Origin of the sequence: Paraburkholderia sprentiae WSM5005 (assembly GCF_001865575.2) — a bacterium.
Classification (GTDB): Bacteria; Pseudomonadota; Gammaproteobacteria; order Burkholderiales; family Burkholderiaceae; genus Paraburkholderia; species Paraburkholderia sprentiae.
Genome location: NZ_CP017561.2, coordinates 3,098,050 through 3,120,961, shown reverse-complemented (window position 1 = coordinate 3,120,961; position 22,912 = coordinate 3,098,050). Strand labels below are relative to the sequence as shown.

Genomic DNA, 22,912 nt, shown 5'->3' with positions numbered 1-22,912 from the left:
AAAACCGCCGAGCAATGCTGCGGCGGTTTCTGAACCTTGAGCTAACAAGGGTAATCTGGTCGGGGTGAGAGGATTCGAACCTCCGGCCTCTACGTCCCGAACGTAGCGCTCTACCAGGCTAAGCTACACCCCGATTCGGTACTGCTGACTCCACTCGGACTAATCTGGCACTTCTGTCTCGTTCAAGACTGTCTCGCCGTCGAGTAAGAGCATAATTCTAGCAGGCTCTCTTTGAAAATGGAATGGGGGAATGGAGAGATTGCCGCTGCGGCGGCTTGGGCTTCCTGTTTCGCACATTCGAGGGTGTGATCGAGGGCGCCCGAGCGGGTGATCGCGTCAAAAATCGTATCGAAACGGTCGGTGCCGCCTTGCTCGATTGCTTCGCGCGCGAGCGCCGACTGCTCCGGCGTGCCACGTTCGATCAGATAGATGAGCGGCAGCGTCGGTTTACCTTCGCGAAGGTCGTCGCCGGCGTTCTTGCCCATCGACTCGGCCGTACCCGTATAGTCCAGCCAGTCGTCCATGATCTGGAACGCGGTACCGATGCGGCGGCCGTATTCGGCGGCGGCGGCTTCGGTTTTGGCGTCCGCGCCGGCCAGCACCGCGCCGAGCTGCGCGGCCGCTTCGAACAGCTTTGCGGTCTTGTAGCGGATCACCTGCATGTACCGCGCTTCGTCGACGTCCGCATCGTGCATGTTCAACAACTGCAGCACTTCGCCTTCGGAGATGATGTTGGTCGCCTCCGATAGAATCTCCATCACGCGCATCTTGCCTACGCCGACCATCATCTGGAACGAGCGCGAATACAAAAAATCGCCGACCAGCACGCTCGCCGCATTGCCGAACAGCGCGTTGGCGGTCTGGCGACCGCGCCGCAGGTCGGACTCGTCGACCACGTCGTCATGCAGCAACGTGGCCGTGTGGATGAATTCGACGACCGCGGCCAGCTCGTGCCGGTGCCCCGTCGTATCGCCAAGCGCGCCCGCCACCAGCAACAGCAACGCGGGCCGCAGCCGCTTGCCGCCGGCGCTGATGATGTACTCGGAAATCTGATTGATCAGCATCACGTCCGACGCAAGACGTTGCCGGATGACGCGATTGACCTGCTGCATGTCTTCGGCGATCGGAGCAAGCAGGTTGGCGACGTTGGGGGAGGGGATGGCGGTCGACGACATGATGGCTGAATTGGGTAGTGCCGCGAATTATAAGGCGATCGGGGCGTTTCAGGGTCGTCGGCTGCGGCGCGCAAGCGTTCCGCATGGCGCGAGGGCCGCTTGCCAAAGGTCGTCTGCGGGCGCCGCGCGTCGCGTGTTACCGCATGCGAGCGCCTGCGAGAGACGGCGAAGCCGGACGGTAGACGGTTTGCTGAGGAGACTTTGACCGAGTAGCTAACTCTATGTATAATCGAAGGTTTCCGCGCGCGGTGCGTGGGAAAAATGAATACAGAGTGAGGTTCTCAATGTACGCGGTCATAAAAACCGGTGGCAAGCAGTACAAGGTTGCCGTCGGCGAAAAACTTAAAGTAGAACAGATACCGGCAGACATTGACGCTGAAATCACGCTCGACCAGGTTCTCGCAGTGGGCGAAGGCGAATCGATTAAGTTCGGTACGCCGCTGGTCAGCGGGGCTTCCGTCAAGGCTACCGTCGTGTCGCAAGGTCGCCACGCCAAAGTGACGATCTTCAAGATGCGTCGCCGGAAGCACTACCAGAAGCATGGCGGCCACCGCCAGAACTATACCGAACTGCGCATCGACGCGATCAACGCGTAAGCGCACCGGTTAAGGAGCAAATCAAATGGCACACAAAAAGGCAGGCGGATCGTCCCGGAACGGCCGCGACTCCGAATCGAAGCGCCTCGGCGTTAAGGTTTACGGCGGCCAGGCTATCAACGCTGGTGGCATCATCGTGCGTCAGCGCGGTACGCGCATGCACGCTGGCGAAAACGTTGGCATGGGCAAGGATCACACCCTGTTCGCGCTGAAGGACGGCCACGTCCAGTTCTCGACGAAGGGCGCGGCGAAGAAGCACACCGTTTCCGTCGTTCCGGCAGCCTGAGTTTAATCAGGCACGGGCTTCAGGACCGGAAAAAGGCCCCGCGAAGTTCGCGGGGCCTTTTTTATTGTGGCGCCGCAGTCGCGCAGTGAACCGCTTGTCACGGGCGACTATGCCGTTCGTCGATTGATCAGCGCGCGGCGCGCGCGGCAAAATAGCACAATCCAATCAGTATCAACCCCTGCATCGAATCGGGCAGTACACCACGGGACGGAGTAACGCATGAAGTTCATTGACGAAGCGAGGATTGAAGTCATCGCCGGCGACGGAGGGGATGGCAGCGCGTCGATGCGCCGCGAGAAATTCGTTCCGTTCGGCGGCCCCGATGGCGGTGACGGCGGCCGGGGCGGCAGCGTGATCGCGGTTGCTGACCGCAACATCAACACGCTAATCGATTACCGCTACGCGAAAAAACATCTGGCGCGCAACGGCGAAAACGGCCGCGGCTCGGATTGCTACGGCAAGGGCGGCGACGACATCACGTTGCGCATGCCGGTCGGCACCACCATCACGGACATGGACACCGGCGAGCTGATCGCCGATCTAACGGAGCACAACCAGAGCGTGCAAATCGCGCAAGGCGGAGCGGGCGGCCTCGGCAACCTGCATTTCAAGTCCAGCACGAACCGCGCGCCACGTCAGAAGACCGACGGCAAGCCGGGCGAGCGCCGCATGGTGCGACTTGAGCTCAAGGTGCTGGCCGACGTCGGTTTGCTCGGTATGCCAAATGCGGGCAAATCGACGTTTATCTCGTCGGTCTCGAACGCGAAGCCGAAAATCGCCGATTACCCGTTCACCACGCTCGCGCCGAATCTTGGCGTCGTGCGTGTGGGGCCGAGCCGCAGCTTCGTGATCGCCGACATTCCGGGGCTGATCGAAGGCGCGGCGGAAGGCGCCGGCCTCGGCCATCAGTTTCTGCGTCACCTGCAGCGCACAGGTCTGCTCCTGCACATCGTCGATATTGCGCCGTTCGATGAATCGATCGATCCGGTCGCGGAAGCGAAGGCCATCGTCAACGAGCTGCGCAAGTACGACGAACAGCTTTACCAGAAGCCGCGCTGGCTCGTACTGAACAAGCTGGACATGGTGCCTGAGGACGATCGCGAAGCCCGTGTGGCGGCTTTCCTCGAAGGTTTCGGATGGGACGGTCCGGTGTTCGAGATCTCGGCGCTGACTGGCCAAGGTTGCGAAAATCTTTGCTACGCGGTGTTCGACTACCTCGCCGAGCACTCCGACGCGCAACGCGCGGCCGAAGCCGAAGACCTCGCCTCCGACGTGCGTTTCCGCGAAGGAACGCAAGTGCCGGCCGCGACCGGCGAAGCCGGCACCGATCCACAGCAATAACAAGTCGAGCGCCGGCGGCAGCGGCCGGTGCCGGCATGCATCACGCGTCATCTTGGGAGACAGCGCACAATGCGTTCCGTCATCGCAGATTCACGGCGACTGGTCGTCAAAGTCGGTTCGAGCCTCGTCACAAACGACGGGCGCGGCCTCGATCACGCGGCGATCGGCCGCTGGGCCGCGCAGATTGCCGCGCTGCGCGCGCAGGGCAAGGAAGTGGTGCTGGTCAGCTCGGGCGCAATCGCCGAGGGCATGCAGCGGCTTGGCTGGACGAAGCGGCCGCGTGAAATCGACGAGTTGCAGGCGGCTGCGGCGGTCGGTCAGATGGGCCTCGCGCAAGTGTACGAAAGCCGCTTCGCCGAGCATTCCATCCAGACCGCGCAGATCCTGCTTACGCACGCCGACCTCGCCGATCGCGAGCGCTATCTGAATGCGCGCTCCACGCTGCTCACGCTGCTGCGGCTCGGTGTCGTGCCAATCATCAACGAGAACGACACGGTCGTCACCGACGAAATCAAGTTCGGCGACAACGACACGCTCGGTGCGCTGGTCGCCAATTTGATCGAGGGCGACGCGCTAATCATTCTGACGGACCAGCAAGGTCTCTTCACCGCCGATCCGCGCAAGGACACGAACGCGACGCTCGTCGAGCAGGCCGACGCGGGCGCGCCGGAACTGGAGGCAATGGCGGGCGGAGCGGGTTCGAGCCTCGGCCGCGGCGGCATGCTGACCAAGATCTTCGCGGCGAAGCGCGCGGCCCATAGCGGCGCCAATACGGTGATCGCAAGTGGGCGCGAGGCGGACGTGCTGGTGAGGCTGGCGGCGGGCGAGGCGATCGGCACGCAACTGATCGCGCGCACCGCGCGCATGGCGGCGCGCAAGCAATGGATGGCCGATCACCTGCAGGTGCGCGGCCACGTCGTGATCGACGACGGCGCGGTCGAAAAACTGACCGCCGGCGGCAAGAGCCTGCTGCCGATCGGCATCGTCGACGTGCAGGGTGCGTTTGCACGCGGCGAGGTGATCGCCTGCCTGAGCGTGTCGGGGCGCGAGGTCGCGCGTGGTTTGACGAACTACAGCAGCGCGGAAACCAAGCTGATCCAGCGGCGTCCGAGCGGCGAGATCGAGTCGGTGCTCGGCTACATGCTCGAGCCCGAGCTGATTCATCGCGACAATCTCGTGCTGCTTTGATCTTTCAGGCGACGCGCGCATCGCGCGCACGGGCTCAATGAATCTGCGACGTCTGTGTGCGCTTGTAACGGATGTTCTCGACGATGTGCTGTGCCGTGCCAGTCGGCATCTTGTTCGCGCACATATAGTCCTGATACAGCGCGGCCTGGTACGCGTTTAGCGCGCCGTTTTCGATGCGCGAAAACGAGTTGGCTACCGTCGTGTCCCAACCATCGTGATCGGCGTTCAGGCCGGCGTACTGACGCCATTCATAAGTGTCGCAGCGAATGCCCTCGTAATTGACGTTGCGCGCGCCGCCCGGGCTCGTGACGACAACCGTGTAGCGCACGACGCCGTCATTGCCGACGCTGACCGACTTCGGGTCGATCGCGAACTGCAGCGGCGTATTGCCGGAAACCTCGAACGGCAGCAGGTTTGCGTCGGTGGGCAGCGGCGGCAACGTGTCAACCTTGTTTTCAACCCAGTTGCTCTGGCGATCCAGCAGATAAGTGAACGCGCTGTCGTCTTTGTTGGCCGGTTTGCCGGCGCTCGAACAGCCTGCCAGCAGGGCGCCGGTGGCGACGCACGCCACGGCGAGTGCAAATGCTTTCAATATGATTCCCTCGAAAGACGGACGCGGCCCGAAAGCCGCGCCAGAGAGAGGCGGCGTGAGCCGCCGCCTGGAATGATTAATCGCGCACGCCTCGTCGGACTAACGGGGCGACTGCGTCGTCGGCTTCGGCCGTTTCCCGCTCGTGCTCCGGTCTCGCGTTCGCATCCCGTAAGCCGGGACCGCAGTCCGGCACGACCAGCACGCGCGTCGAAGTTTCGACGCTGACCGAACTCACGGTAGTGACGGTAGCGACCACCGTGCTTACCGTGGAATCCGGCGGGCTTTGCATCGACGACGCTATCCGGGGATAACGCGACCCATGATGCCCGCCAGGTTTTTCCGCACGCGGCGCAGGCCGGCGCATGAAACGGGACAACTCCGTCAGCGCCAACTGATACACATCCCGCTTGAACTCGATCACACAGTCGAGCGGTACCCAATACTCGTTCCAACGCCACGCATCGAACTCGGGGTGGTCGGTGGCGCGCAGACAGATGTCGCAGTCGCGTCCTACCATCCGGAGCAAAAACCAGATTTGTTTCTGGCCGCGGTAATGACCGCGTACTTCGCGCTTGATGAACTTGTCAGGCACCTCGTAACGCAACCAGTCGCGCGTGCGACCGATCACCTTGACGTGCTCCGGAAGCAGCCCGGTCTCTTCGTGTAACTCCCGATACATCGCTTGCACTGGGGTCTCACCATATTTGATGCCCCCTTGCGGAAACTGCCAGGAATGTTCACGGAGCCGTTTACCCCAAAACACCTCGTTGTGCGCGTTCAAGAGGATGATGCCGACGTTCGGGCGAAAGCCTTCACGATCCAGCATACAACCACCTTCGAATCCTTTAAAATTGCTTTGATTATAAACAGATAACGGACCCTTCGCACCGAATCGCATAAGAATGGAACGATTCGCCGCAACCGGCCCGTGTTTGCGGTAGCCTGTCGGTTTTCCGTGCCCCATCCCTTGTGTGAGAGGCTTTGCGCGGCGGTTTCAGCGCCGCGCGGGGGGCAGCGCAGCCGGTCGCGCGAACCGTGCCGGCTTCGCCACCGATCTGTGTCGATTTCCCCATGTTTTCACCCTTTTTGGCGCTCCCACCGGAAGCCGCCGCTTTTGGACACCTTGAATGAAAGCCTCCCGTTTCTTTATCGGCACCCTCAAAGAAGCGCCCGCCGACGCCGAGATCATCAGCCACAAGCTCATGGTGCGCGCGGGCATGATCCGTCGCGTCGCCGGTGGTATCTATAACTACCTGCCGGTCGGCCTGCGTTCGATCCGCAAGGTGGAAGCGATCGTGCGCGAGGAAATGAACCGGGCAGGCGCCATCGAGCTCTTGATGCCGGCCGTGCAGCCGGCCGAGCTGTGGCAGGAGTCGGGCCGCTGGGAGCAGTACGGTCCCGAGCTGCTGCGCTTCAAGGACCGCAAGCAGGCCGATTTCGTCATGGGCCCGACGCACGAGGAAGTGGTCACCGATATCGCGCGCAATCAGATCAAGAGCTACCGCCAGCTGCCGGTCAACTTCTATCAGATCCAGACGAAGTTTCGCGACGAGATCCGTCCGCGGTTCGGCGTGATGCGCGGCCGCGAGTTCATCATGAAAGACGCGTACTCGTTCGACAAAGACGCGGAGGGTCTGCGCGAGTCGTATCGCAAGATGTACGACGCGTACGTGCGCATCTTCACGCGTCTCGGGCTCGAGTTTCGCGCGGTGGCGGCCGACAACGGTTCGATCGGCGGCAGCGGCTCGCATGAATTCCACGTGATCGCCGACATCGGCGAAGACGACATCGCGTATTGCCCGAGCTCGGATTTCGCCGCGAACGTCGAGGCGGCCGAAGCGCTGTCGCTGATCGCAGAACGCGCGGCGCCGGCGGAAGAGATGACGAAGACCGCGACGCCCGGCAAGGCGAAGTGCGAGGCGGTTGCCGAACTACTGAACATTCCGCTCCAACGCACGATCAAGTCGGTCGTGCTCGCAACTGAGAACGAAGGCGCTGAGCCGACGATCTGGCTGCTGATGCTGCGCGGCGATCATGATCTGAACGAGATCAAGACGGCCAAGCTGCCGGGCCTGAGTATTTTCCGCATGGCGACCGAAGCCGAAATCGTCGAGACGTTCGGCACGCCGCCGGGCTATCTCGGTCCGATCAACACGAAGAAGCCGGTCAAGGTCATCGCGGACAGCACGGTCGCGAATATGAGCGACTTCGTGGTCGGCGCAAACGAGATCGACTATCACATCACTGGCGTGAACTGGGGCCGTGACCTGCCGGAGCCGGTCGTCGCCGACATCCGCAACGTGAAGAAGGGCGATCCGTCGCCGGACGGCAAGGGCGTGCTCGACATCTGTCGCGGCATCGAAGTTGGCCACGTGTTCCAGCTCGGCACCAAGTATTCCGAAGCGATGAACGCGTCGTGCCTCGACGAAACCGGCAAGCCGCGCCCGATGGAGATGGGCTGCTACGGCATCGGCATCACACGTATTCTCGGTGCCGCGATCGAACAGAATTTCGACGACAAGGGCATCATCTGGCCGGAATCGATCGCGCCGTTCGAAGTCGTGCTGTGCCCGATGGGCTACGACCGCAGCGACGCGGTGCGTGAGCAGGCCGACAAGCTGTACGCGAAACTCGTCGCGGCTGGCATCGACGTGATCCTCGACGATCGCGGCGAGCGTCCCGGCGTGATGTTCGCCGACTGGGAGCTGATCGGCGTGCCGCATCGACTGGTGATCGGCGAGCGCGGTCTGAAGGACGGCAAGATCGAGTATCAGGGCCGCCGCGACCTCGAAGCGACACTGCTGCCGGTCGAGGACGCCGCGCAGACCGTGATCGACAAAGTGCGCGCGGCGCTCGCGAACTAAGCGGAGCGGGCAGTGGAGTACACCTTCCTGTCCGCGACCGTGCTGCTGATCCTGATCACCGATCCGCTCGGCAACATCCCGATCTTCGTCAGCTGTCTGAGGGGTGTGGTGCCGGAGCGTCGCACGGTCGTGATCCTGCGCGAGGTCGCGATCGCGTTTGCCATCCTGCTGGTGTTCATGGTGCTGGGGCAGAGCTTCCTGCGCATGATGAGCCTCAGTGACCAGTCGTTGCGGATCGGCGGCGGTATCGTGCTGTTTCTGATCGCGCTGCGCATGGTGTTTCCGCATCCGGACGGTCCGTTCGGCGGCGATGCGCGCGGCGGCGAGCCGCTGATCGTGCCGCTCGCGATTCCAGCGTTGGCGGGCCCGTCGGCGCTCGCGACGGTCATGCTGCTCACCTCGCAGGCGCCGGGCAAGATGTTCGAGTGGGTCGGTGCGCTGACCGTCACGATGATCATCTGCGCGATCGTGCTGATGCTCGCAGAGCGCATTCAAGCCTGGCTCGGCGAACGGGTGATGGCGGCGTTCGAGCGGCTGATGGGCCTCGTACTCGTCGCGATTTCAGTCGAGATGATGCTCGGCGGTATCCGCTCTTTCGTGCACAAGCTCTGAAGCGGGCGGCGGCGTGCGAGTTGCGACTGTCGCAGCAATAAAAAAGCAGCCATGCAGGCTGCTTTTTTTTTCGCCGGTACGCGGATGCGCCGCTCACGCCCCCTCGGTCAAAGCCCGAATGGTCGGCAGATTGCGCCAATACCCCTTGGCGTCCATCCCGCAGCCGAACACATACCGGTCCGGCACTTCGAAACCGCAGTAATCGGGGCGCAGCGGCTTCGCCTTCGGAATGATCTTCTCGCACAGCACCGCGGACAGAAAGCGCCTCGCGCCCATCGCCAGGATGCGGTCGCGGATCGCGGCCATCGTCTCGCCTTCGTCGAGGATGTCGTCGAGCACGAGCACCACGCGATCCTTCACCGACTCGGCCGGCGCAACGCGCCATTGCATCTCGTTGCTGCCCTTGGTCGTATTGCGGTAGCGCGTCAGATGGATGTAGTCGAACTCGAGCGGGAAATTGAGATGCGGCAGCAGCATGCCGGTGAATACCGCGGCGCCGCCCATCACCGACAGAACGAGCGGAAAGTCCTCGCTCATCTCGTCGCGGATGGCGCCCGCCATGCGGATGATCGACGCAGTGACGTCCGAGGCCGAAACGATCTCTTCGGAGTGTTGAAAAATATGGAGGGCTTCTTCGCGGTTCATGACGTCTGACGGACGGTAACTGTGTACATAGTGTGAGAGGCAACATCCCGGGGGACGTTCCCGCGAGGGACGACGCGATGCGCTACAGAATAAACCCGCACGATGCCGAAGTCAGCCACGCATCGGCGCGAGCGAGCGCCGTTCCCATCAAGCTTAGCGCATGCCGGGCATCATGCCCTTCATGCCGCGCATCATCTTCTGCAGGTTGCCGCCCTTGAGCTTCTTCATCATCGTGCGCATCTGTTCGTACTGGTTCAGCATGCGGTTGACTTCCTGCACCTGTACGCCCGCGCCCGCGGCGATGCGGCGCTTGCGGGTCGCCTTGATCAATTCGGGCTTGGCGCGCTCGGCCGGCGTCATCGAGTTGATGATGCCTTCCATGCGGCGCATCTGCTTCTCGGCCTGGCTCATGTCAGCGCCGGCCGCGGCCTGCTGGAACTGCGCGGGCAGCTTGTCCATCAGCGTCGACAGACCGCCCATGCCCTTCATTTGCGTGAGCTGCGCGCGGAAATCGTTGAGGTCGAAGTCGCCGCCTTTTTTGACCTTGTCGGCGAGCTTCTGCGCGGCCTGCACGTCGACGCCGCGCTGCGCTTCCTCGACCAGCGCGAGAATGTCGCCCATGCCGAGAATGCGGCTCGCCATGCGGTCCGGGTGGAACACTTCGAGGCCGTCGAGTTTTTCGGCGACACCCACGAACTTGACCGGCTTGCCCGTCACGTGACGTACCGACAGCGCCGCGCCACCGCGCGAATCACCGTCGAGCTTGGTCAGCACGACGCCGGTAAGCGGCAGCGCGTCGCTGAACGCCTTGGCGGTGTTGACCGCGTCCTGGCCGAGCATCGCGTCGACGACGAACAGCGTTTCCGCCGGCTTCAGCTCGGCGTGCAGCGCGGCGATTTCATTCATCATCGCTTCGTCGATACCGAGACGGCCGGCCGTGTCGACGAGCAGCACGTCGTGATAGTGCCGCTTGGCCCAGTCGAGCGCGGCGCGCGCGATGTCGACCGGCTTCTGGTTCGGCTCCGACGGGAAGAAGTCCGCGCCGACCTGCTCGGTCACCGTTTTCAGCTGCGCGATAGCGGCGGGACGATAGACGTCGCACGAAACCGTCAGCACCTTCTTCTTGTACTTTTCGCGCAGCAGCTTTGCGAGCTTGCCGACCGTGGTCGTTTTACCGGCACCCTGCAGACCCGCCATGAGAATGATCGCGGGCGGCGTGACGGCGAGATTGAGCTCGGCGGCCTTGCCTTCGTAATCGCCGCCGATCACCGCGGTCAGCTCGCGCTGCACGACGCCGACGAGCGCCTGACCCGGCGATAGGCTGGCGATCACTTCCTCGCCGAGCGCCTTCTCCTTGACCTTGGCGATGAACTCGCGCACGACGGGCAGCGCCACGTCGGCCTCGAGCAGTGCGAGACGCACTTCGCGCAGCATTTCCTGGGTGTTCGCCTCGGTAAGCCGGGCTTCGCCGCGCAGCGTCTTGACGACGCGCGCCATCCGTTGAGTCAGATTGTCGAGCATGGGGAGCGATGGACGGTGGGACCCGCGCAGCGCGCGAAGCGCAAGACGTCGCGGAGCAGGGCCCTAGTGTAAACTTCGAATATGGATATTGTACTGTATGCCCTCACCGCGCTTCTCTACGGCGGCCTCGCGGTGGCCGGCTGGCGCTCGCACCGGCACCTGGCCGTGCGTCCGCTGCTCGAGAGCGTGCCGCCGCTGTCCGGTCATGCCGCCAGCGCGGGCGCCCTGGTCGCCTCCGGCATGAGCGCGCCGGGGCGCGCGCTGCTGTTCGTCGCGCTGCTCGCTCACGGCGTGCTGCTGCATACCACGATCTTCCCGCAGAACGCGATGGTGTTCGGCTTCGCGTTTGCGCTGTCCGCGATGTTCTGGCTTGGCGCCGGCATCTACTGGATCGAGAGTTTCTTCTTCCCGCTCGACGGCTTGCGGCTGCTGGTGTTGCCGCTCGCTTGCGTGGCGTCGCTGCTGCCGCTCGCGTTCGGCGGCGTGCGCGTGCTGCCGTATGCGGCCGCGCCGATGTTCAAGCTGCACTTCCTCATCGCGAACGTCGCGTACGGTCTGTTCGCGATCGCGGCGCTGCACGCGGTGCTGATGCTTGCTGTCGAGCGGCGTTTGCATGCGATGCGCGGCGGTCTCGCGCAGCGGCACGCGGCGGCGGGCAACGGCTGGTGGTCGAGCTGGCTCGATACGCTGCCGCCGCTGCTCACGCTCGAGAAGCTGCTATTCCGTCTGATCGGCGCCGGCTTCGTGCTGCTGACGCTGACGCTGCTGTCGGGCATCCTGTTCAGCGAGCAGCTGATCGACCGCGCGTTGCGGCTCGATCACAAGACCGTGTTCGCGATTCTTTCGTGGGTGATGTTCGGCGCGCTGCTGACCGCGCGCAAGGTGTCCGGCTGGCGCGGCCGTGCGGCATTGCGCTGGGTGCTGGCCTCGTTCGTCGCGCTGTTGCTCGCGTACGTCGGCAGCCGTTTCGTTTTCGAGGTGCTGTTGCACCGGCCTGTAGTGTGAGCGTGTCCCCATGCGACAAATCTTTTTGCTGATTCTGCTGTTCATCGTCGGTCAATGGCTCGTGAAGGCGCTGCGCCGCCACGACGCACAAACCGCGCAACGCACCGGTGCCCGTGCCGCTAACGGTGCCGGCGCTGCGAATGGCGGCGCGCGTGCCTCGAAGGAACAGCCGCAGCTTGCCGAGCCGATGATCCGCTGCGTCGAGTGCGGCGTGCATGCGCCGCAGAGCGACTCGGTCAGCGTGGCGGGGCAGGTGTTCTGCTGCGCCGCGCACGCGCAGCGCCACGGCGCGCGTCCGAGCGGCCGCGAGGCTCGATGAGCGGCGCGTTCACCGTCGACGCCGACGGTTGGGTTCCCGCCGCACGCAAGCTCCCCTCGCCGAACTTCGAAGCGCGGCCGCAAGGTGCGGTGCCGACGCTGATCGTCGTCCACAACATCAGCCTGCCGCCGAACGAGTTCGGCGGCACCGCAATTGCCGAGCTGTTCCAGAACACGCTCGACTGCGACGCTCACCCGTACTACGACACGCAGCTGCGCGGCGTGCGCGTGTCCGCGCATTTCGTGATTCGTCGCGACGGCGCACTCGAGCAGTTCGTGTCATGCGACGAGCGCGCGTGGCACGCCGGGCCGTCGAATTTTTTCGGCCGGGAGCGCTGCAATGATTTCTCGATTGGCATCGAACTCGAAGGCAGCGACACCACCGCCTTCGAAGCGGCGCAATACCGCACGCTCGCCGCGCTCGTGAGCGCATTGCAGGCGCGCTATCCGATCGACGCGCTGGCCGGTCACTCCGACATCGCGCCCGGCCGCAAGACCGATCCTGGTCCGTATTTCGAGTGGCCACGGCTGCGGCGCGACACCTCGCTCGACGGTCGGTATTTCCCCTATCTCAAGTTTTCAGAAAAGCGGTAATCCCCTTCGCACGATCTTGCGTAATCCGCAGAGAACGAGGCGCAGCCTGCGTCTCCGGGGAGCTTCTGCGCGCCGCACGAGGCAAAAGTCAAGGCGCCGAGGGCAAATAAAACGATTTGACCTGTCTCGAAACTCCACTATACTTGGTGCCGACAACTGAGTTTCGCACTATATCTTGTGTTGTGCTGTGAATAACCATGTGCATAACCGAGTGAATAAGCGTGGATAAGTCTGCGGCGCCCCGCTCCTCGAGCATGGCGCCGCAAGCGTTCCAGACAGCGAAAAAATTCCTGGGGCGCAGCCGGTAGGGGGATCGCCGGCCGCATCCAGAAGCATTCAGGAAAGGACCAGCCAGTGATCGCGACCGACCCGATGAAGACCGCCATCAAATCGAACCAGGCTTCCTCGCAGTTGCATCCCGCCAACCGGCGTAGCCGGCCTTCCTGCACCTCATCGCTCGCGCACGCGGCGGCGCGGCGTTCGATTTAATCCGCGGCACCCGCCGCCATTTCCAAGACCAGGAGCTTTGCACATGCAAACCACCGACAACGTGACGACCCGGTACGAGGGCTCACCGACTGGCCAGGCGTTCGGCCAGGCTCAAGGCGCACAGGCGCTCGCCGCGCAAGCGAACTACACCGACTACAAGGTGATCCGCCGCAACGGCAGCGTGGTGTCGTTCGAGCCGTCGAAAATCGCGATCGCCGTGACGAAGGCGTTCCTCGCCGTCAACGGTGGTCAGGGCGCGGCGTCGGCGCGTGTGCGCGAACTGGTCGAGCAACTCACGCAGAACGTGGTGCGCGCGCTGGTGCGCAGCCGTCCGAACGGCGGCACGTTCCATATCGAGGACATTCAGGATCAGGTCGAACTCGCGCTGATGCGCGGCGGCGAACACAACGTCGCGCGTGCGTACGTGCTGTATCGCGAGAAGCGCAACCAGGCGCGCGCGCATGACGAGCATCCGGAAGCGGGCAGCACGCCGGGCCTGAACGTGACCGACAACGGCATCACGCGTCCGCTGGACATGGTTGCGCTGCGCGGCATCATCGAGTCGGCGTGCGCGAACCTCGGCGACGCGGTGAGCGCCGAGCCGATCGTCGCGGAAACGGTGAAGAACCTGTACGACGGCGTGCCGATGAGCCAGGTGTACGACTCGGCCATCCTCGCTGCCCGCACGATGATCGAAAAGGACCCGGCCTACAGCCAGGCCACCGCGCGTATCCTGCTGCACACGATCCGCCGCGAAATCCTCGAAGAAGAAGTCACGCAAGCCGAAATGGGCGAGCGCTACGCCGAGTACTTCCCGCAGTTCATCAAGCGCGGCGTGCAAGCCGAACTGCTCGACGACAAGCTGTTGCAGTTCGACCTGAAGCGCCTCGGCGCCGCGCTCGACGCGGACCGCGACCTGCAGTTCGGCTACCTCGGTCTGCAGACGCTGTACGACCGCTACTTCCTGCATCACGACAACGTGCGCATCGAGATGCCGCAGGCATTCTTTATGCGTGTCGCGATGGGCCTGTCACTGAATGAGATCGACCGCGAAGCGCGCGCGATCGAGTTCTACAACGTGCTGTCGAGCTTCGACTTCATGAGCTCGACGCCGACGCTGTTCAACTCGGGCACGCGCCGCTCGCAGCTGTCGTCGTGCTACCTGACCACGGTCGACGACGACCTCGACGGCATCTACGAAGCACTGAAGGAAAACGCGCTGCTGTCGAAGTTCGCCGGCGGCCTCGGCAACGACTGGACGCGTGTGCGCGCGCTCGGCTCGCACATCAAAGGCACCAATGGCAAGTCGCAGGGCGTCGTGCCGTTCCTGAAGGTCGTCAACGACACGGCGGTCGCCGTGAACCAGGGCGGCAAGCGTAAGGGCGCGGTGTGCGCGTACCTCGAATCGTGGCACCTCGACATCGAGGAATTCCTCGAGCTGCGCAAGAACACCGGCGACGACCGTCGTCGCACGCACGACATGAACACCGCGAACTGGATTCCCGATCTGTTCATGAAGCGCGTGATGGAAGGCGGCGACTGGACGCTGTTCTCGCCGTCCACCTGCCCGGATCTGCACGACAAGTTCGGCGCTGCGTTCGAAGCGGCTTACACGGCTTACGAAGCCAAGGTCGCGCGCGGCGAGATCAAGCTGTTCAAGAAGATCCCGGCGGCGCAGCTGTGGCGCAAGATGCTTGGCATGCTGTTCGAAACCGGCCATCCGTGGATCACCTTCAAGGATCCGTGCAACGTGCGCTCGCCGCAGCAGCACGTCGGCGTCGTCCATTCGTCGAACCTGTGCACGGAAATCACGCTGAACACCAGCGACGCCGAAATCGCCGTCTGTAACCTCGGCTCGGTGAACCTCGTCGCGCACCTGAAGGAAGAGGCCGACGGCACGCTCGCGCTCGACCACGACAAGCTGAAACGCACGATCAGCGTCGCGATGCGCATGCTCGACAACGTGATCGACATCAACTACTACGCGGTCGCCAAGGCGCGTAACTCGAATCTGAAGCACCGTCCGGTCGGCCTCGGCATCATGGGCTTCCAGGACTGCCTGCACGTGCTGCGCACGCCGTACGCGTCGCAGGAAGCGGTCGAGTTCGCCGATCGCTCGATGGAAGCGGTTTGCTACTACGCGTACTACGCGTCGACCGAGCTCGCCGAAGAGCGGGGCCGCTACTCGAGCTACCGCGGTTCGCTGTGGGATCGCGGCATCCTCCCGCAGGATTCGGTGGCGCTGCTCGCCGAAGCGCGCGGCGGTTACGTCGAAGTCGATTCGAGCGAGTCGATGGATTGGCCCGTGCTGCGCTCGCGCATCGCGACCTACGGCATGCGCAACTCGAACTGCGTCGCGATCGCGCCCACCGCGACGATCTCGAACATTATCGGTGTGTCGGCGTGCATCGAACCGACCTATCAGAACCTATATGTGAAGTCGAACCTGTCGGGCGAGTTCACGGTGGTCAACGACTACCTGGTGCGCGACCTGAAGGCGCGCGGCCTGTGGGACGAAGTGATGGTCGCCGACCTGAAGTACTTCGACGGCACGTTGTCGCGCATCGACCGCATCCCGGCCGATCTGCGCGCGATCTACGCGACCGCGTTCGAAGTCGATCCCGTGTGGCTCGTCGAGTCGGCCTCGCGTCGTCAGAAGTGGATCGACCAGGCGCAGTCGCTGAACATCTACATGGCGGGCGCATCGGGCAAGAAGCTCGACGAGATCTACAAGCTCGCATGGCTGCGCGGTCTGAAGACCACGTACTACCTCCGCACGATGGCCGCAACGCACGTCGAGAAGTCGACGGTCGCGCACGGCGCGCTCAACGCGGTGAGCTCGGGTCATGACGGCTCGGGTGGCGCAGGCGGCGCGGCAGGCGGCTTCGGCGTGGGCGGCGGCGCTGCGGGTGGTGTGGGCGGCGGCTTCCAGGCTGCTGCAGCGACTGCCGCGGCGGCGGTCGAAGCGGCACCGGAAGCGGATGGTCCGGTCTGCATGATGCGTCCTGGCGATCCGGGCTTCGACGAGTGCGAGGCTTGCCAGTAAAAAGAGGCAAGCAGCGGGAGCGATGCTTGCTAACTGCACGCGAGGGTCGCAGGAGGTGACCCGCAGGCGGCGAGCAACGCGCGTCGTCGATGAAGTAGAAGCAGGTCGATGAGCGGTGAGCCGTATCGAAGTCTCACCGCTCGTCGACGCAGCGAAGCGACCCAGCAGTTGGCAACACCAGACGATCGCTCGACATGACATCGCACGTCACCCGCGAACGCTGACGCAAGATGATCAACGCGGCTCACCGCCGACTCTCGCGATGAGCGGCTCGCGCGGCGTCGATCAGTCGACGGATGCCGCGAACGCACTGCGCAATACATATAGATAGAGATAGAGCAACGAAACGTCGTGTCGAAACGTTGCTCTTCGAGTTCTCGAAGCACCTCGGCAACACATCTTCAACATGCGTTCATCACGCGTCACTCGACGCGTCACGCACAGCATGTCGAACAAAGTGTTGTATGAACGTAGCAACGCGAATCGAAAACAGGAATTTTCGCGAACGAAGTCTTTTATCGCTCGTGAAAAGATGGTACAAACCGTTCTAAATTGATGGTGACATTTATGCTCAACTGGGATGACGAGATCACTGCCGTAACTCCCTCGAGCGCGACGCAACCGAACGTGTTGCGCAACGCTGCGGGGTCGGCTGTGAGTTCGCAAATCGGAACGCGTTCCGCTGCTCACGCTCCCTCCGCTCAAGAAGTCTTCGCGAACGACATCGCTGTCGCTCCGGTCGCTCATGTTGGCAACGCGGTTGCCAACGCGGCGGCTGCTTCCGAAGCGCGCGTCAATGTTGCCGACAAGCGCATCATCAACGGCCAGACTGACGTCAATCAGCTGGTGCCGTTCAAGTACAAGTGGGCCTGGGAAAAGTATCTGGCGGGTTGCGCCAACCACTGGATGCCGCAGGAAGTGAACATGTCGCGCGACATCGCCCTGTGGAAAGACCCGAACGGGCTGACCGAAGACGAGCGCCGCGTCGTCAAGCGCAACCTGGGCTTCTTCGTGACGGCAGATTCCCTCGCCGCCAACAACATCGTGCTGGGCACCTACCGCCACATCACGGCGCCCGAATGCCGCCAGTTCCTGCTGCGCCAGGCGTTCGAGGAGGCGATCCACACGCACGCTTACCAGTACATCGTCGAGTCGCTCGGTCTCGACGAGGGCGAAATCTTCAACGCGTATCACGAGGTCCCGTCGATCCGCGCGAAAGACGAATTCCTGATTCCGTACATCCACGTGCTGACCGACCCGGCCTTCAAGACCGGTACGCTCGAAGCAGACCAGACGCTGCTGCGCTCGCTGATCGTGTTTGCCTGTGTGATGGAAGGCCTGTTCTTCTACGTCGGCTTTACGCAAATCCTGGCGCTCGGCCGCCAGAACAAGATGACCGGCGCGGCGGAGCAGTACCAGTACATCCTGCGCGACGAGTCGATGCACTGCAACTTCGGCATCGACCTGATCAACCAGATCAAACTCGAAAACCCGCACCTCTGGACGGCCGAGTTCCGCGCCGAAATTCGCGCGATCTTCCAGCAGGCGGTCGAGCTCGAATACCGCTACGCCGAAGATACGATGCCGCGCGGTGTGCTCGGCCTCAACGCGTCGATGTTCAAGAGTTATCTGCGCTTCATCTGCAACCGCCGTTGCCAGCAGATCGGTCTCGACCCGCTCTACCCGAACGAGGAAAACCCGTTCCCGTGGATGAGCGAAATGATCGATCTGAAGAAGGAGCGCAATTTCTTCGAGACGCGAGTGATCGAATATCAGACTGGCGGAGCGCTTTCCTGGGAGTAAGCCGGGATTCGCGTCGCAGATGTATTCATTGATGGGGATGCCGCCGCCTGTGGCCGCGGCGCCCCGGGTTAGGAGCAGAACGGCCTGATGCAAAGCGTGCCCGGTGCCTTGACGGCCCACAAACATGACAGGCACTTTGCGGACCCTTCAGTGGGATGGGCAAACTTCCCCCCGGAAAAAGCCGTTGGCGTCGTTGCCGGCGGCCCGATCAAGCAATTGCCGGCGTCGCCTTGCGACGTCGACCAGATTTGGCGCGCGGTGCCTTCGGGCACGGCGCGCCTTACCGCATTCATTAGCGTAAGCGCGCCGGACCTGCGTACGCCGATGAATAGCCCGCTTCGTAGCGCGCGCCCTGAGAAGCGTCCGCGGGAAGCGGGTTTTGACGAAGGGTGTAGTTTGAACTGACCTCATCTGAAAACCTGAAGGAGAAAATGATGGCAACTGCAAAGAAGGCCGCGGCCAAGAAGCCCGCAGCAAAGAAGACCGCAGCCAAGAAGGCTGCTCCGGCTAAGAAGGCTGCTCCGGCCAAGAAGGTCGCAGCGAAGAAGGTTGCAGCGAAGAAGGTCGCGGCGAAGAAGGCAGCACCGGCGAAGAAAGCCGCAGTGAAGAAGGTTGCAGCGAAGAAGGTTGCAGCCAAGAAGGTCGCGGCGAAGAAGGCAGCACCGGCGAAGAAAGCGGCAGCGAAGAAGGTCGCATCGAAGAAGGTAGCAGCGAAGAAAGCGGCACCGGCGAAGAAGGCCGCGGCGAAGAAGGCTGCACCGGCGAAGAAGGCCGCAGCGAAGAAGACCGCTGCCAAGAAGGCGGCACCCGCGAAAAAGGCTGCAGCCAAGAAAGCCGCACCCGCCAAGAAAGCTGCACCTGCCAAGAAGGCTGCGCCTGCCAAAAAGGCTGCACCTGCCAAGAAGGCTGCCGCGAAGAAGGCCGCTGCGCCTGCGAAGAAGGCTGCCCCTGCGAAGAAGGCTGTTGCCAAGAAGGCCGCCCCTGCTCCCGCTGCGCCTGCTGTCTCGAGCGCACCGGCGGCGACTGTGAAGACCGCGCTGAACCCGGCAGCGGCATGGCCGTTCCCGACGGGCAGCCGTCCGTAAGCAGTAGCAGTAATTCGACACATCGCACGATGTGTCGGGTGACCGGGTCGTGCTCGAGTTGGTGCGAGCGCCACCCGGTCAGTGTCCCGTTACCGGAGTGCCGGTGGCGGGCTTTTTTTTGCGCGTCGCCCCAACAAGTAAAAACACGCATGAACCCGCGAGGGCGCATGCGTGTAAAGTCGTCGCGGCGCTGATCTATGCGCGGCCGCGCGAGGGAACAACTGCGCTCAGTGTGTGACGCGCGTGACGCCGCCGCTCGACAGCAGCCTCACGCGATCACCGGCGCGGAAGATCTCGCCGGTAGCAGTTTGGGTGATGGCGCGCATGTCGCCGTTGTCGAGCCGCACGGTGATTTCGATACCGTCGCGCACCGCGACGCGGTTTTCGACTGCATTGCCCGCGACCGCACCGCCGATGCCGCCGACGATACCCGTCGCGATCGAGCCACGTCCGCCGCCGATCGTACTGCCGGCGAGCGCGCCGAGCGCCGCACCACCGAGTGCGCCGACGCCGCTCGGCTGACCGTTGTTCGTGCTGATCCGCACCGCGCGAACGCTATCCACCGTGCCCATGCGAACCGTCTGTTCGCGTTGCGCCTGCGAAGCGGTGAAAACGTCCGGAGAGCTGCTGTTGACCGCACACCCCGACATGGCCAGCGAACCGGCGATCAAAGTGGCGACGATCAGGCGACGCGTTGTTCTCATTCCCAAACTCCCATAGCACGCGATATCAGTGCAGGTCGTATCCGAAGGCCTGCTTGAACCGCTCGTTGATTTCCGCCCGGCTGGGCGCGTAGTTTTGCGGGCCTTGATGCTCGATCTTCAGTGCGCCCATCAAGCTGGCAAGACGGCCGGTCGTGGCCCAGCCGAGGCCCTTCTCGATACCGTAGAGCAGGCCGCCGCGAAACGCGTCGCCGCAACCTGTGGGGTCGAGCACCTGCTTCGCGGTGACCGCCGGAATCTCTTCGATGCCGCCGCCGTGATGGATCTCTGCGCCCTTCTCGCCGAGCGTGATGATCAGCGCGTCGACCTTGCTGGCGATCTGTTCGATCGACCAGCCGGTCTTATTGCTCACCAGCCTGGCTTCGTAATCGTTGACCGCAACGTAGGTAGCAAGTTCAATGATGCGTCGCAGCGTCTGGCCGTCGAACAGCGGCAAACCCTGGCCCGGATCGAAGATGAACGGAACACCCGCGGCGGCAAGCTGTTCGGAGTGCTGAACCATGCCGTCGTAGCCGTCCGGCGCGACGATGCCGAGGGTCAGGCCTGCCACTTCATCAGCGCGGTTCAGATGCGATTGCATCATCGCGCCCGGATGGAACGCGGTGATCTGGTTGTTCTCGAGGTCGGTCGTGATCATCGCCTGCGCCGAGTAGGTGTCGGGCACGACGAGCACGTTTTGCGTCGACAGGCCGAGCTGCGCGAGGCGGTCCAGATAGAGCTGCGCGTCGACGGCGCCGATCGCGCCCATGATGCGCGCGTCGCCGCCGAGCAGATTCAGCGCATAGGCGATGTTGCCCGCGCAGCCGCCGAACTCGCGACGCATGGTCGGCACCAGAAAGCTCACGTTCAGGATGTGGACCTGCTCCGGCAGGATGTGCTCCCGAAAGCGGCCTTCGAAGGTCATGATGTTGTCGTACGCGAGCGAGCCGCAGATGAGCGTAGCCAAGGCGAGCGTTCCTGTATGAAAGCGGTGGGAAGAGACGCGACGCAGCGACGGCGCCGCGCGAGACGCGGCGCCGTCGTTCGTGCGAGAGGGCTTACTTCAGCGCGGCGAGCGCTGCGTCGTAGTTCGGTTCGTTCTTGATTTCGCCGACCAGCTCGGCGTGCAGGACCTTGTCGTTTTCGTCGAGCACGACGACCGCGCGCGCGGTCAGGCCGGTCAGCGGACCGCTCGTCACGTCGACGCCGTACGCCTGTGCGAACTCGTGGCCGCGGAACGTCGATGCCGTCACCACGTTCTCGATGCCCTCGGTCGTGCAGAAGCGCGACGCCGCGAACGGCAGGTCGCCCGAGACGACGATGACGGCCGTGTTGCTCAGCTTCGCGGCCGCTTCGTTGAACTTGCGCGTCGACGTCGCGCAGGTCGGCGTATCGAGGCTCGGGACGATGTTGAGGACTTTGCGCTTGCCGGCGAAGTCGGCGAGCGTCAGCGGTTTCAGGTCCTTGCCGATCAGGGAGAAGGCGGCCGCCTGCTGGCCGACCGACGGGAACGTGCCGCTTACTTCGATCGGGTTGCCACCCAGCGTGACTTGACTCATGTGTTGTGCTCCGAAAAGGGCGTCAGTGAAGACAATGATGCGCCCGCTCGCGAGCGGGCGCGCGAGGGTGCGCTACGGATAAAAAATCTGTACGCGAAAATTGGAGGCGATCGCAGTGCCGGTGTCCAGATGCACGATCATCGTCTGCGTCGCGTGTGCGGGCAGGCCGGACGCGATTCCGGTGCCGGGCGGCACGTAATCCTGCGGCCACAGCACGCGCCGCACGGCGACGTTATTCTGATCGTCCAGCAGCGTGAGTTCGATCGCGGGGTAGGCGAGCGCGATGTTCAGGCGATTGTGCAGCGGCATCTTCAGCTCGAGCTTGTGCGGACCGTCGATCTGCCGCAGATCGGAGGGCTCGACCAGCAAGCCTTCGATGTCGTGCGGCGGCGTCAGCTGGCAGCCGAGGTGCGCGCAGGCTTGAGCGTAGAGGAGTTGCGAGCGCGGCAGGTTGACCATCACGGTCTCGCGCTGCCACCACGCGAGCTGCGCCAGCAGCGCGATGACGAGCAGGGTGGCGAGCACCACGCCGGCTACGATCCAGCCGACGCGCCCGGCGTCCGCGGGGCGGGTTTCTCGCACGACCGGGAACGGATCGGCGCCGTCGCTGACGGGAGGGTTGACCGAAAATGGTTCGCCGCTCGATGCGGCGGGCGAAGGACCGTTCGGCGGGCGAGGACCGCCGGGACCGCCGGCGCCGAAAGCACCCGCAGCACCCGCAGCACCCGCAGCACCCAGGCCAGCGGCGGCGCCGAAGCCGGCCGGCCCCGCACCGCCCGATCCGAAGCGCGGTTCGTTGTCCGGCATGCCATGCCGGCTTGCCGGTTCGCGCCGCGCCGGTTCATCGAACGTGGACGGCCCGGGGCGCTCGACCTTGTGCCAGACGCGCGGCGCTTCGTCTTCGGCTCGCGATGGGGCAGCAGGCGCGGTGGGCGTGACGACAGGCGGTTCGTCAACCGCGTCGTCGGACGGATAGGCAAACGGATCGAGCGGCGCGTCGGCCAGCGTCGGTTCGTCGTCCGCGGGTAGCGGCGCCGTGAAAGCGCCGGCGTGCAACTGCGGTTCGGTCGGTAGGTGCGGCGTGCCCGATGTGATGGGTGCGTGCTCGTTGCCGCCAGGCGGCAGCGGCGCGAGCGGCACGCTGCTCGCGTGGTCGCGCAAACGGCTGTCGAGCGTGCTGCTGGAATGGCTAGTGGACACCGGGTGCGAAGCCGGCACCCACGTGTCCCACGCGTCGCTGCTGAAGTCCGGGCGCTGCTGCCGCACACCGGACAGCGCTTCGATCGCCGCCGCGGCGGCAACCGGTTTGGCGGTGGAAAAATCGCCGCCTTCGGCGACGTCGAACAGACTGCTCGACGCGTCGAAGACTTCCTGGCAATGCCCGCATCGCACGAGGCCGCGGCGCTGCGCAAGCTGCGCCGGTTGCAGACGGAAGACAGTTTCGCAGAAGGGGCAGCGCGTCGCCAGGTGCATTTCGAGCCGTTGAGCCTGA

The 22,912-nt window shown here is 63.8% G+C and carries 23 protein-coding genes and 1 tRNA gene; 14 read left to right on the top strand and 10 right to left on the bottom strand.

Translation table 11 applies throughout. The features are described from left to right. Window positions 1-56: 56 nt before the first annotated feature. Window positions 57-133: transfer RNA gene (locus BJG93_RS14190), tRNA-Pro, on the bottom strand. A 49-nt stretch (window positions 134-182) separates the two neighbouring features. Then, window positions 183-1,175, bottom strand: a complete 993-nt coding sequence (locus BJG93_RS14185) for a polyprenyl synthetase family protein (protein WP_027198902.1) — start codon at window positions 1,173-1,175, stop codon at window positions 183-185. Between the two features lie 284 nt (window positions 1,176-1,459). Here BJG93_RS14185 and rplU point away from each other — a divergent pair, with 284 nt between their 5' ends. The 4 genes from rplU (at window position 1,460) to proB (ending at window position 4,586) form a co-directional block, all read left to right on the top strand. Further along, entirely contained in the window at window positions 1,460-1,771 is a 312-nt protein-coding gene (gene rplU / locus BJG93_RS14180) for a 50S ribosomal protein L21 (protein ID WP_007180329.1), read from the top strand. Between the two features lie 25 nt (window positions 1,772-1,796). Then, window positions 1,797-2,057 (top strand): 50S ribosomal protein L27, encoded by a 261-nt coding sequence (gene rpmA / locus BJG93_RS14175; protein WP_008923994.1) that lies wholly within the window; start codon window positions 1,797-1,799, stop codon window positions 2,055-2,057. A gap of 219 nt (window positions 2,058-2,276) precedes the next feature. After that, window positions 2,277-3,398: an Obg family GTPase CgtA gene (cgtA, locus tag BJG93_RS14170; protein ID WP_027198901.1), complete on the top strand. Its 1,122-nt coding sequence runs from the start codon at window positions 2,277-2,279 to the stop codon at window positions 3,396-3,398. Between the two features lie 69 nt (window positions 3,399-3,467). Beyond that, window positions 3,468-4,586 (top strand): glutamate 5-kinase, encoded by a 1,119-nt coding sequence (gene proB, locus BJG93_RS14165; RefSeq protein WP_027198900.1) that lies wholly within the window; start codon window positions 3,468-3,470, stop codon window positions 4,584-4,586. A 34-nt stretch (window positions 4,587-4,620) separates the two neighbouring features. Here the strand turns inward: proB and BJG93_RS14160 are convergent, their stop codons facing one another. Next, window positions 4,621-5,178 carry a CNP1-like family protein gene (locus BJG93_RS14160; RefSeq protein ID WP_027198899.1) on the bottom strand — a complete coding sequence of 186 codons (558 nt, stop codon included), beginning with the start codon at window positions 5,176-5,178 and terminating at the stop codon, window positions 4,621-4,623. A 76-nt stretch (window positions 5,179-5,254) separates the two neighbouring features. Continuing rightward, entirely contained in the window at window positions 5,255-6,004 is a 750-nt protein-coding gene (locus BJG93_RS14155) for an RNA pyrophosphohydrolase (RefSeq protein WP_027198898.1), read from the bottom strand. Between the two features lie 301 nt (window positions 6,005-6,305). On the opposite strand from BJG93_RS14155, the gene BJG93_RS14150 reads away from it, so the two are divergent. Both BJG93_RS14150 and BJG93_RS14145 read left to right on the top strand, forming a co-directional pair. Next, window positions 6,306-8,042, top strand: a complete 1,737-nt coding sequence (locus BJG93_RS14150; protein WP_027198897.1) for a proline--tRNA ligase — start codon at window positions 6,306-6,308, stop codon at window positions 8,040-8,042. A 12-nt stretch (window positions 8,043-8,054) separates the two neighbouring features. Beyond that, window positions 8,055-8,654 (top strand): MarC family protein, encoded by a 600-nt coding sequence (locus BJG93_RS14145; RefSeq protein WP_027198896.1) that lies wholly within the window; start codon window positions 8,055-8,057, stop codon window positions 8,652-8,654. 93 nt (window positions 8,655-8,747) lie between these two features. On the opposite strand, the gene BJG93_RS14140 is transcribed toward BJG93_RS14145, so the two are convergent. Both BJG93_RS14140 and ffh read right to left on the bottom strand, forming a co-directional pair. Further along, a complete protein-coding gene (locus tag BJG93_RS14140) occupies window positions 8,748-9,299 on the bottom strand; it encodes a hypoxanthine-guanine phosphoribosyltransferase (RefSeq protein WP_027198895.1) in 552 nt (183 codons plus the stop codon). A 153-nt stretch (window positions 9,300-9,452) separates the two neighbouring features. Beyond that, a complete protein-coding gene (gene ffh / locus BJG93_RS14135) occupies window positions 9,453-10,820 on the bottom strand; it encodes a signal recognition particle protein (RefSeq protein ID WP_027198894.1) in 1,368 nt (455 codons plus the stop codon). Between the two features lie 81 nt (window positions 10,821-10,901). Here ffh and BJG93_RS14130 point away from each other — a divergent pair, with 81 nt between their 5' ends. The 8 genes from BJG93_RS14130 (at window position 10,902) to BJG93_RS14100 (ending at window position 19,160) form a co-directional block, all read left to right on the top strand. Beyond that, a complete protein-coding gene (locus BJG93_RS14130; RefSeq protein WP_027198893.1) occupies window positions 10,902-11,825 on the top strand; it encodes a cytochrome C assembly family protein in 924 nt (307 codons plus the stop codon). A 10-nt stretch (window positions 11,826-11,835) separates the two neighbouring features. Beyond that, window positions 11,836-12,144: a PP0621 family protein gene (locus BJG93_RS14125; RefSeq protein ID WP_027198892.1), complete on the top strand. Its 309-nt coding sequence runs from the start codon at window positions 11,836-11,838 to the stop codon at window positions 12,142-12,144. After that, window positions 12,141-12,737: a 1,6-anhydro-N-acetylmuramyl-L-alanine amidase AmpD gene (gene ampD, locus BJG93_RS14120; protein ID WP_027198891.1), complete on the top strand. Its 597-nt coding sequence runs from the start codon at window positions 12,141-12,143 to the stop codon at window positions 12,735-12,737. The genes BJG93_RS14125 and ampD overlap by 4 nt, the downstream gene beginning before the upstream one ends. A gap of 354 nt (window positions 12,738-13,091) precedes the next feature. Next, a complete protein-coding gene (locus BJG93_RS36065) occupies window positions 13,092-13,226 on the top strand; it encodes a hypothetical protein (RefSeq protein ID WP_269217454.1) in 135 nt (44 codons plus the stop codon). Between the two features lie 43 nt (window positions 13,227-13,269). Next, window positions 13,270-16,272, top strand: coding sequence for a ribonucleoside-diphosphate reductase subunit alpha (locus tag BJG93_RS14115; RefSeq protein WP_027198890.1), 3,003 nt, complete (start codon window positions 13,270-13,272; stop codon window positions 16,270-16,272). A gap of 567 nt (window positions 16,273-16,839) precedes the next feature. Further along, window positions 16,840-18,075, top strand: coding sequence for a ribonucleotide-diphosphate reductase subunit beta (locus tag BJG93_RS14110; protein ID WP_027198888.1), 1,236 nt, complete (start codon window positions 16,840-16,842; stop codon window positions 18,073-18,075). A gap of 87 nt (window positions 18,076-18,162) precedes the next feature. Beyond that, entirely contained in the window at window positions 18,163-18,480 is a 318-nt protein-coding gene (locus BJG93_RS14105) for a hypothetical protein (RefSeq protein WP_082194664.1), read from the top strand. Window positions 18,481-18,509: 29 nt separating this feature from the next. Continuing rightward, window positions 18,510-19,160 carry a histone H1-like repetitive region-containing protein gene (locus tag BJG93_RS14100; protein WP_082194663.1) on the top strand — a complete coding sequence of 217 codons (651 nt, stop codon included), beginning with the start codon at window positions 18,510-18,512 and terminating at the stop codon, window positions 19,158-19,160. Window positions 19,161-19,387: 227 nt separating this feature from the next. On the opposite strand, the gene BJG93_RS14095 is transcribed toward BJG93_RS14100, so the two are convergent. From BJG93_RS14095 to BJG93_RS14080, 4 genes are all read right to left on the bottom strand, one after another. Beyond that, window positions 19,388-19,864: an outer membrane lipoprotein gene (locus BJG93_RS14095; RefSeq protein ID WP_027198887.1), complete on the bottom strand. Its 477-nt coding sequence runs from the start codon at window positions 19,862-19,864 to the stop codon at window positions 19,388-19,390. Between the two features lie 25 nt (window positions 19,865-19,889). Further along, window positions 19,890-20,828: a carbohydrate kinase family protein gene (locus BJG93_RS14090; RefSeq protein WP_027198886.1), complete on the bottom strand. Its 939-nt coding sequence runs from the start codon at window positions 20,826-20,828 to the stop codon at window positions 19,890-19,892. Window positions 20,829-20,919: 91 nt separating this feature from the next. Continuing rightward, window positions 20,920-21,420: a thiol peroxidase gene (gene tpx / locus BJG93_RS14085; protein WP_027198885.1), complete on the bottom strand. Its 501-nt coding sequence runs from the start codon at window positions 21,418-21,420 to the stop codon at window positions 20,920-20,922. 72 nt (window positions 21,421-21,492) lie between these two features. Continuing rightward, a complete protein-coding gene (locus tag BJG93_RS14080) occupies window positions 21,493-22,893 on the bottom strand; it encodes a zinc-ribbon and DUF3426 domain-containing protein (protein WP_027198884.1) in 1,401 nt (466 codons plus the stop codon). Window positions 22,894-22,912 lie beyond the last annotated feature (19 nt).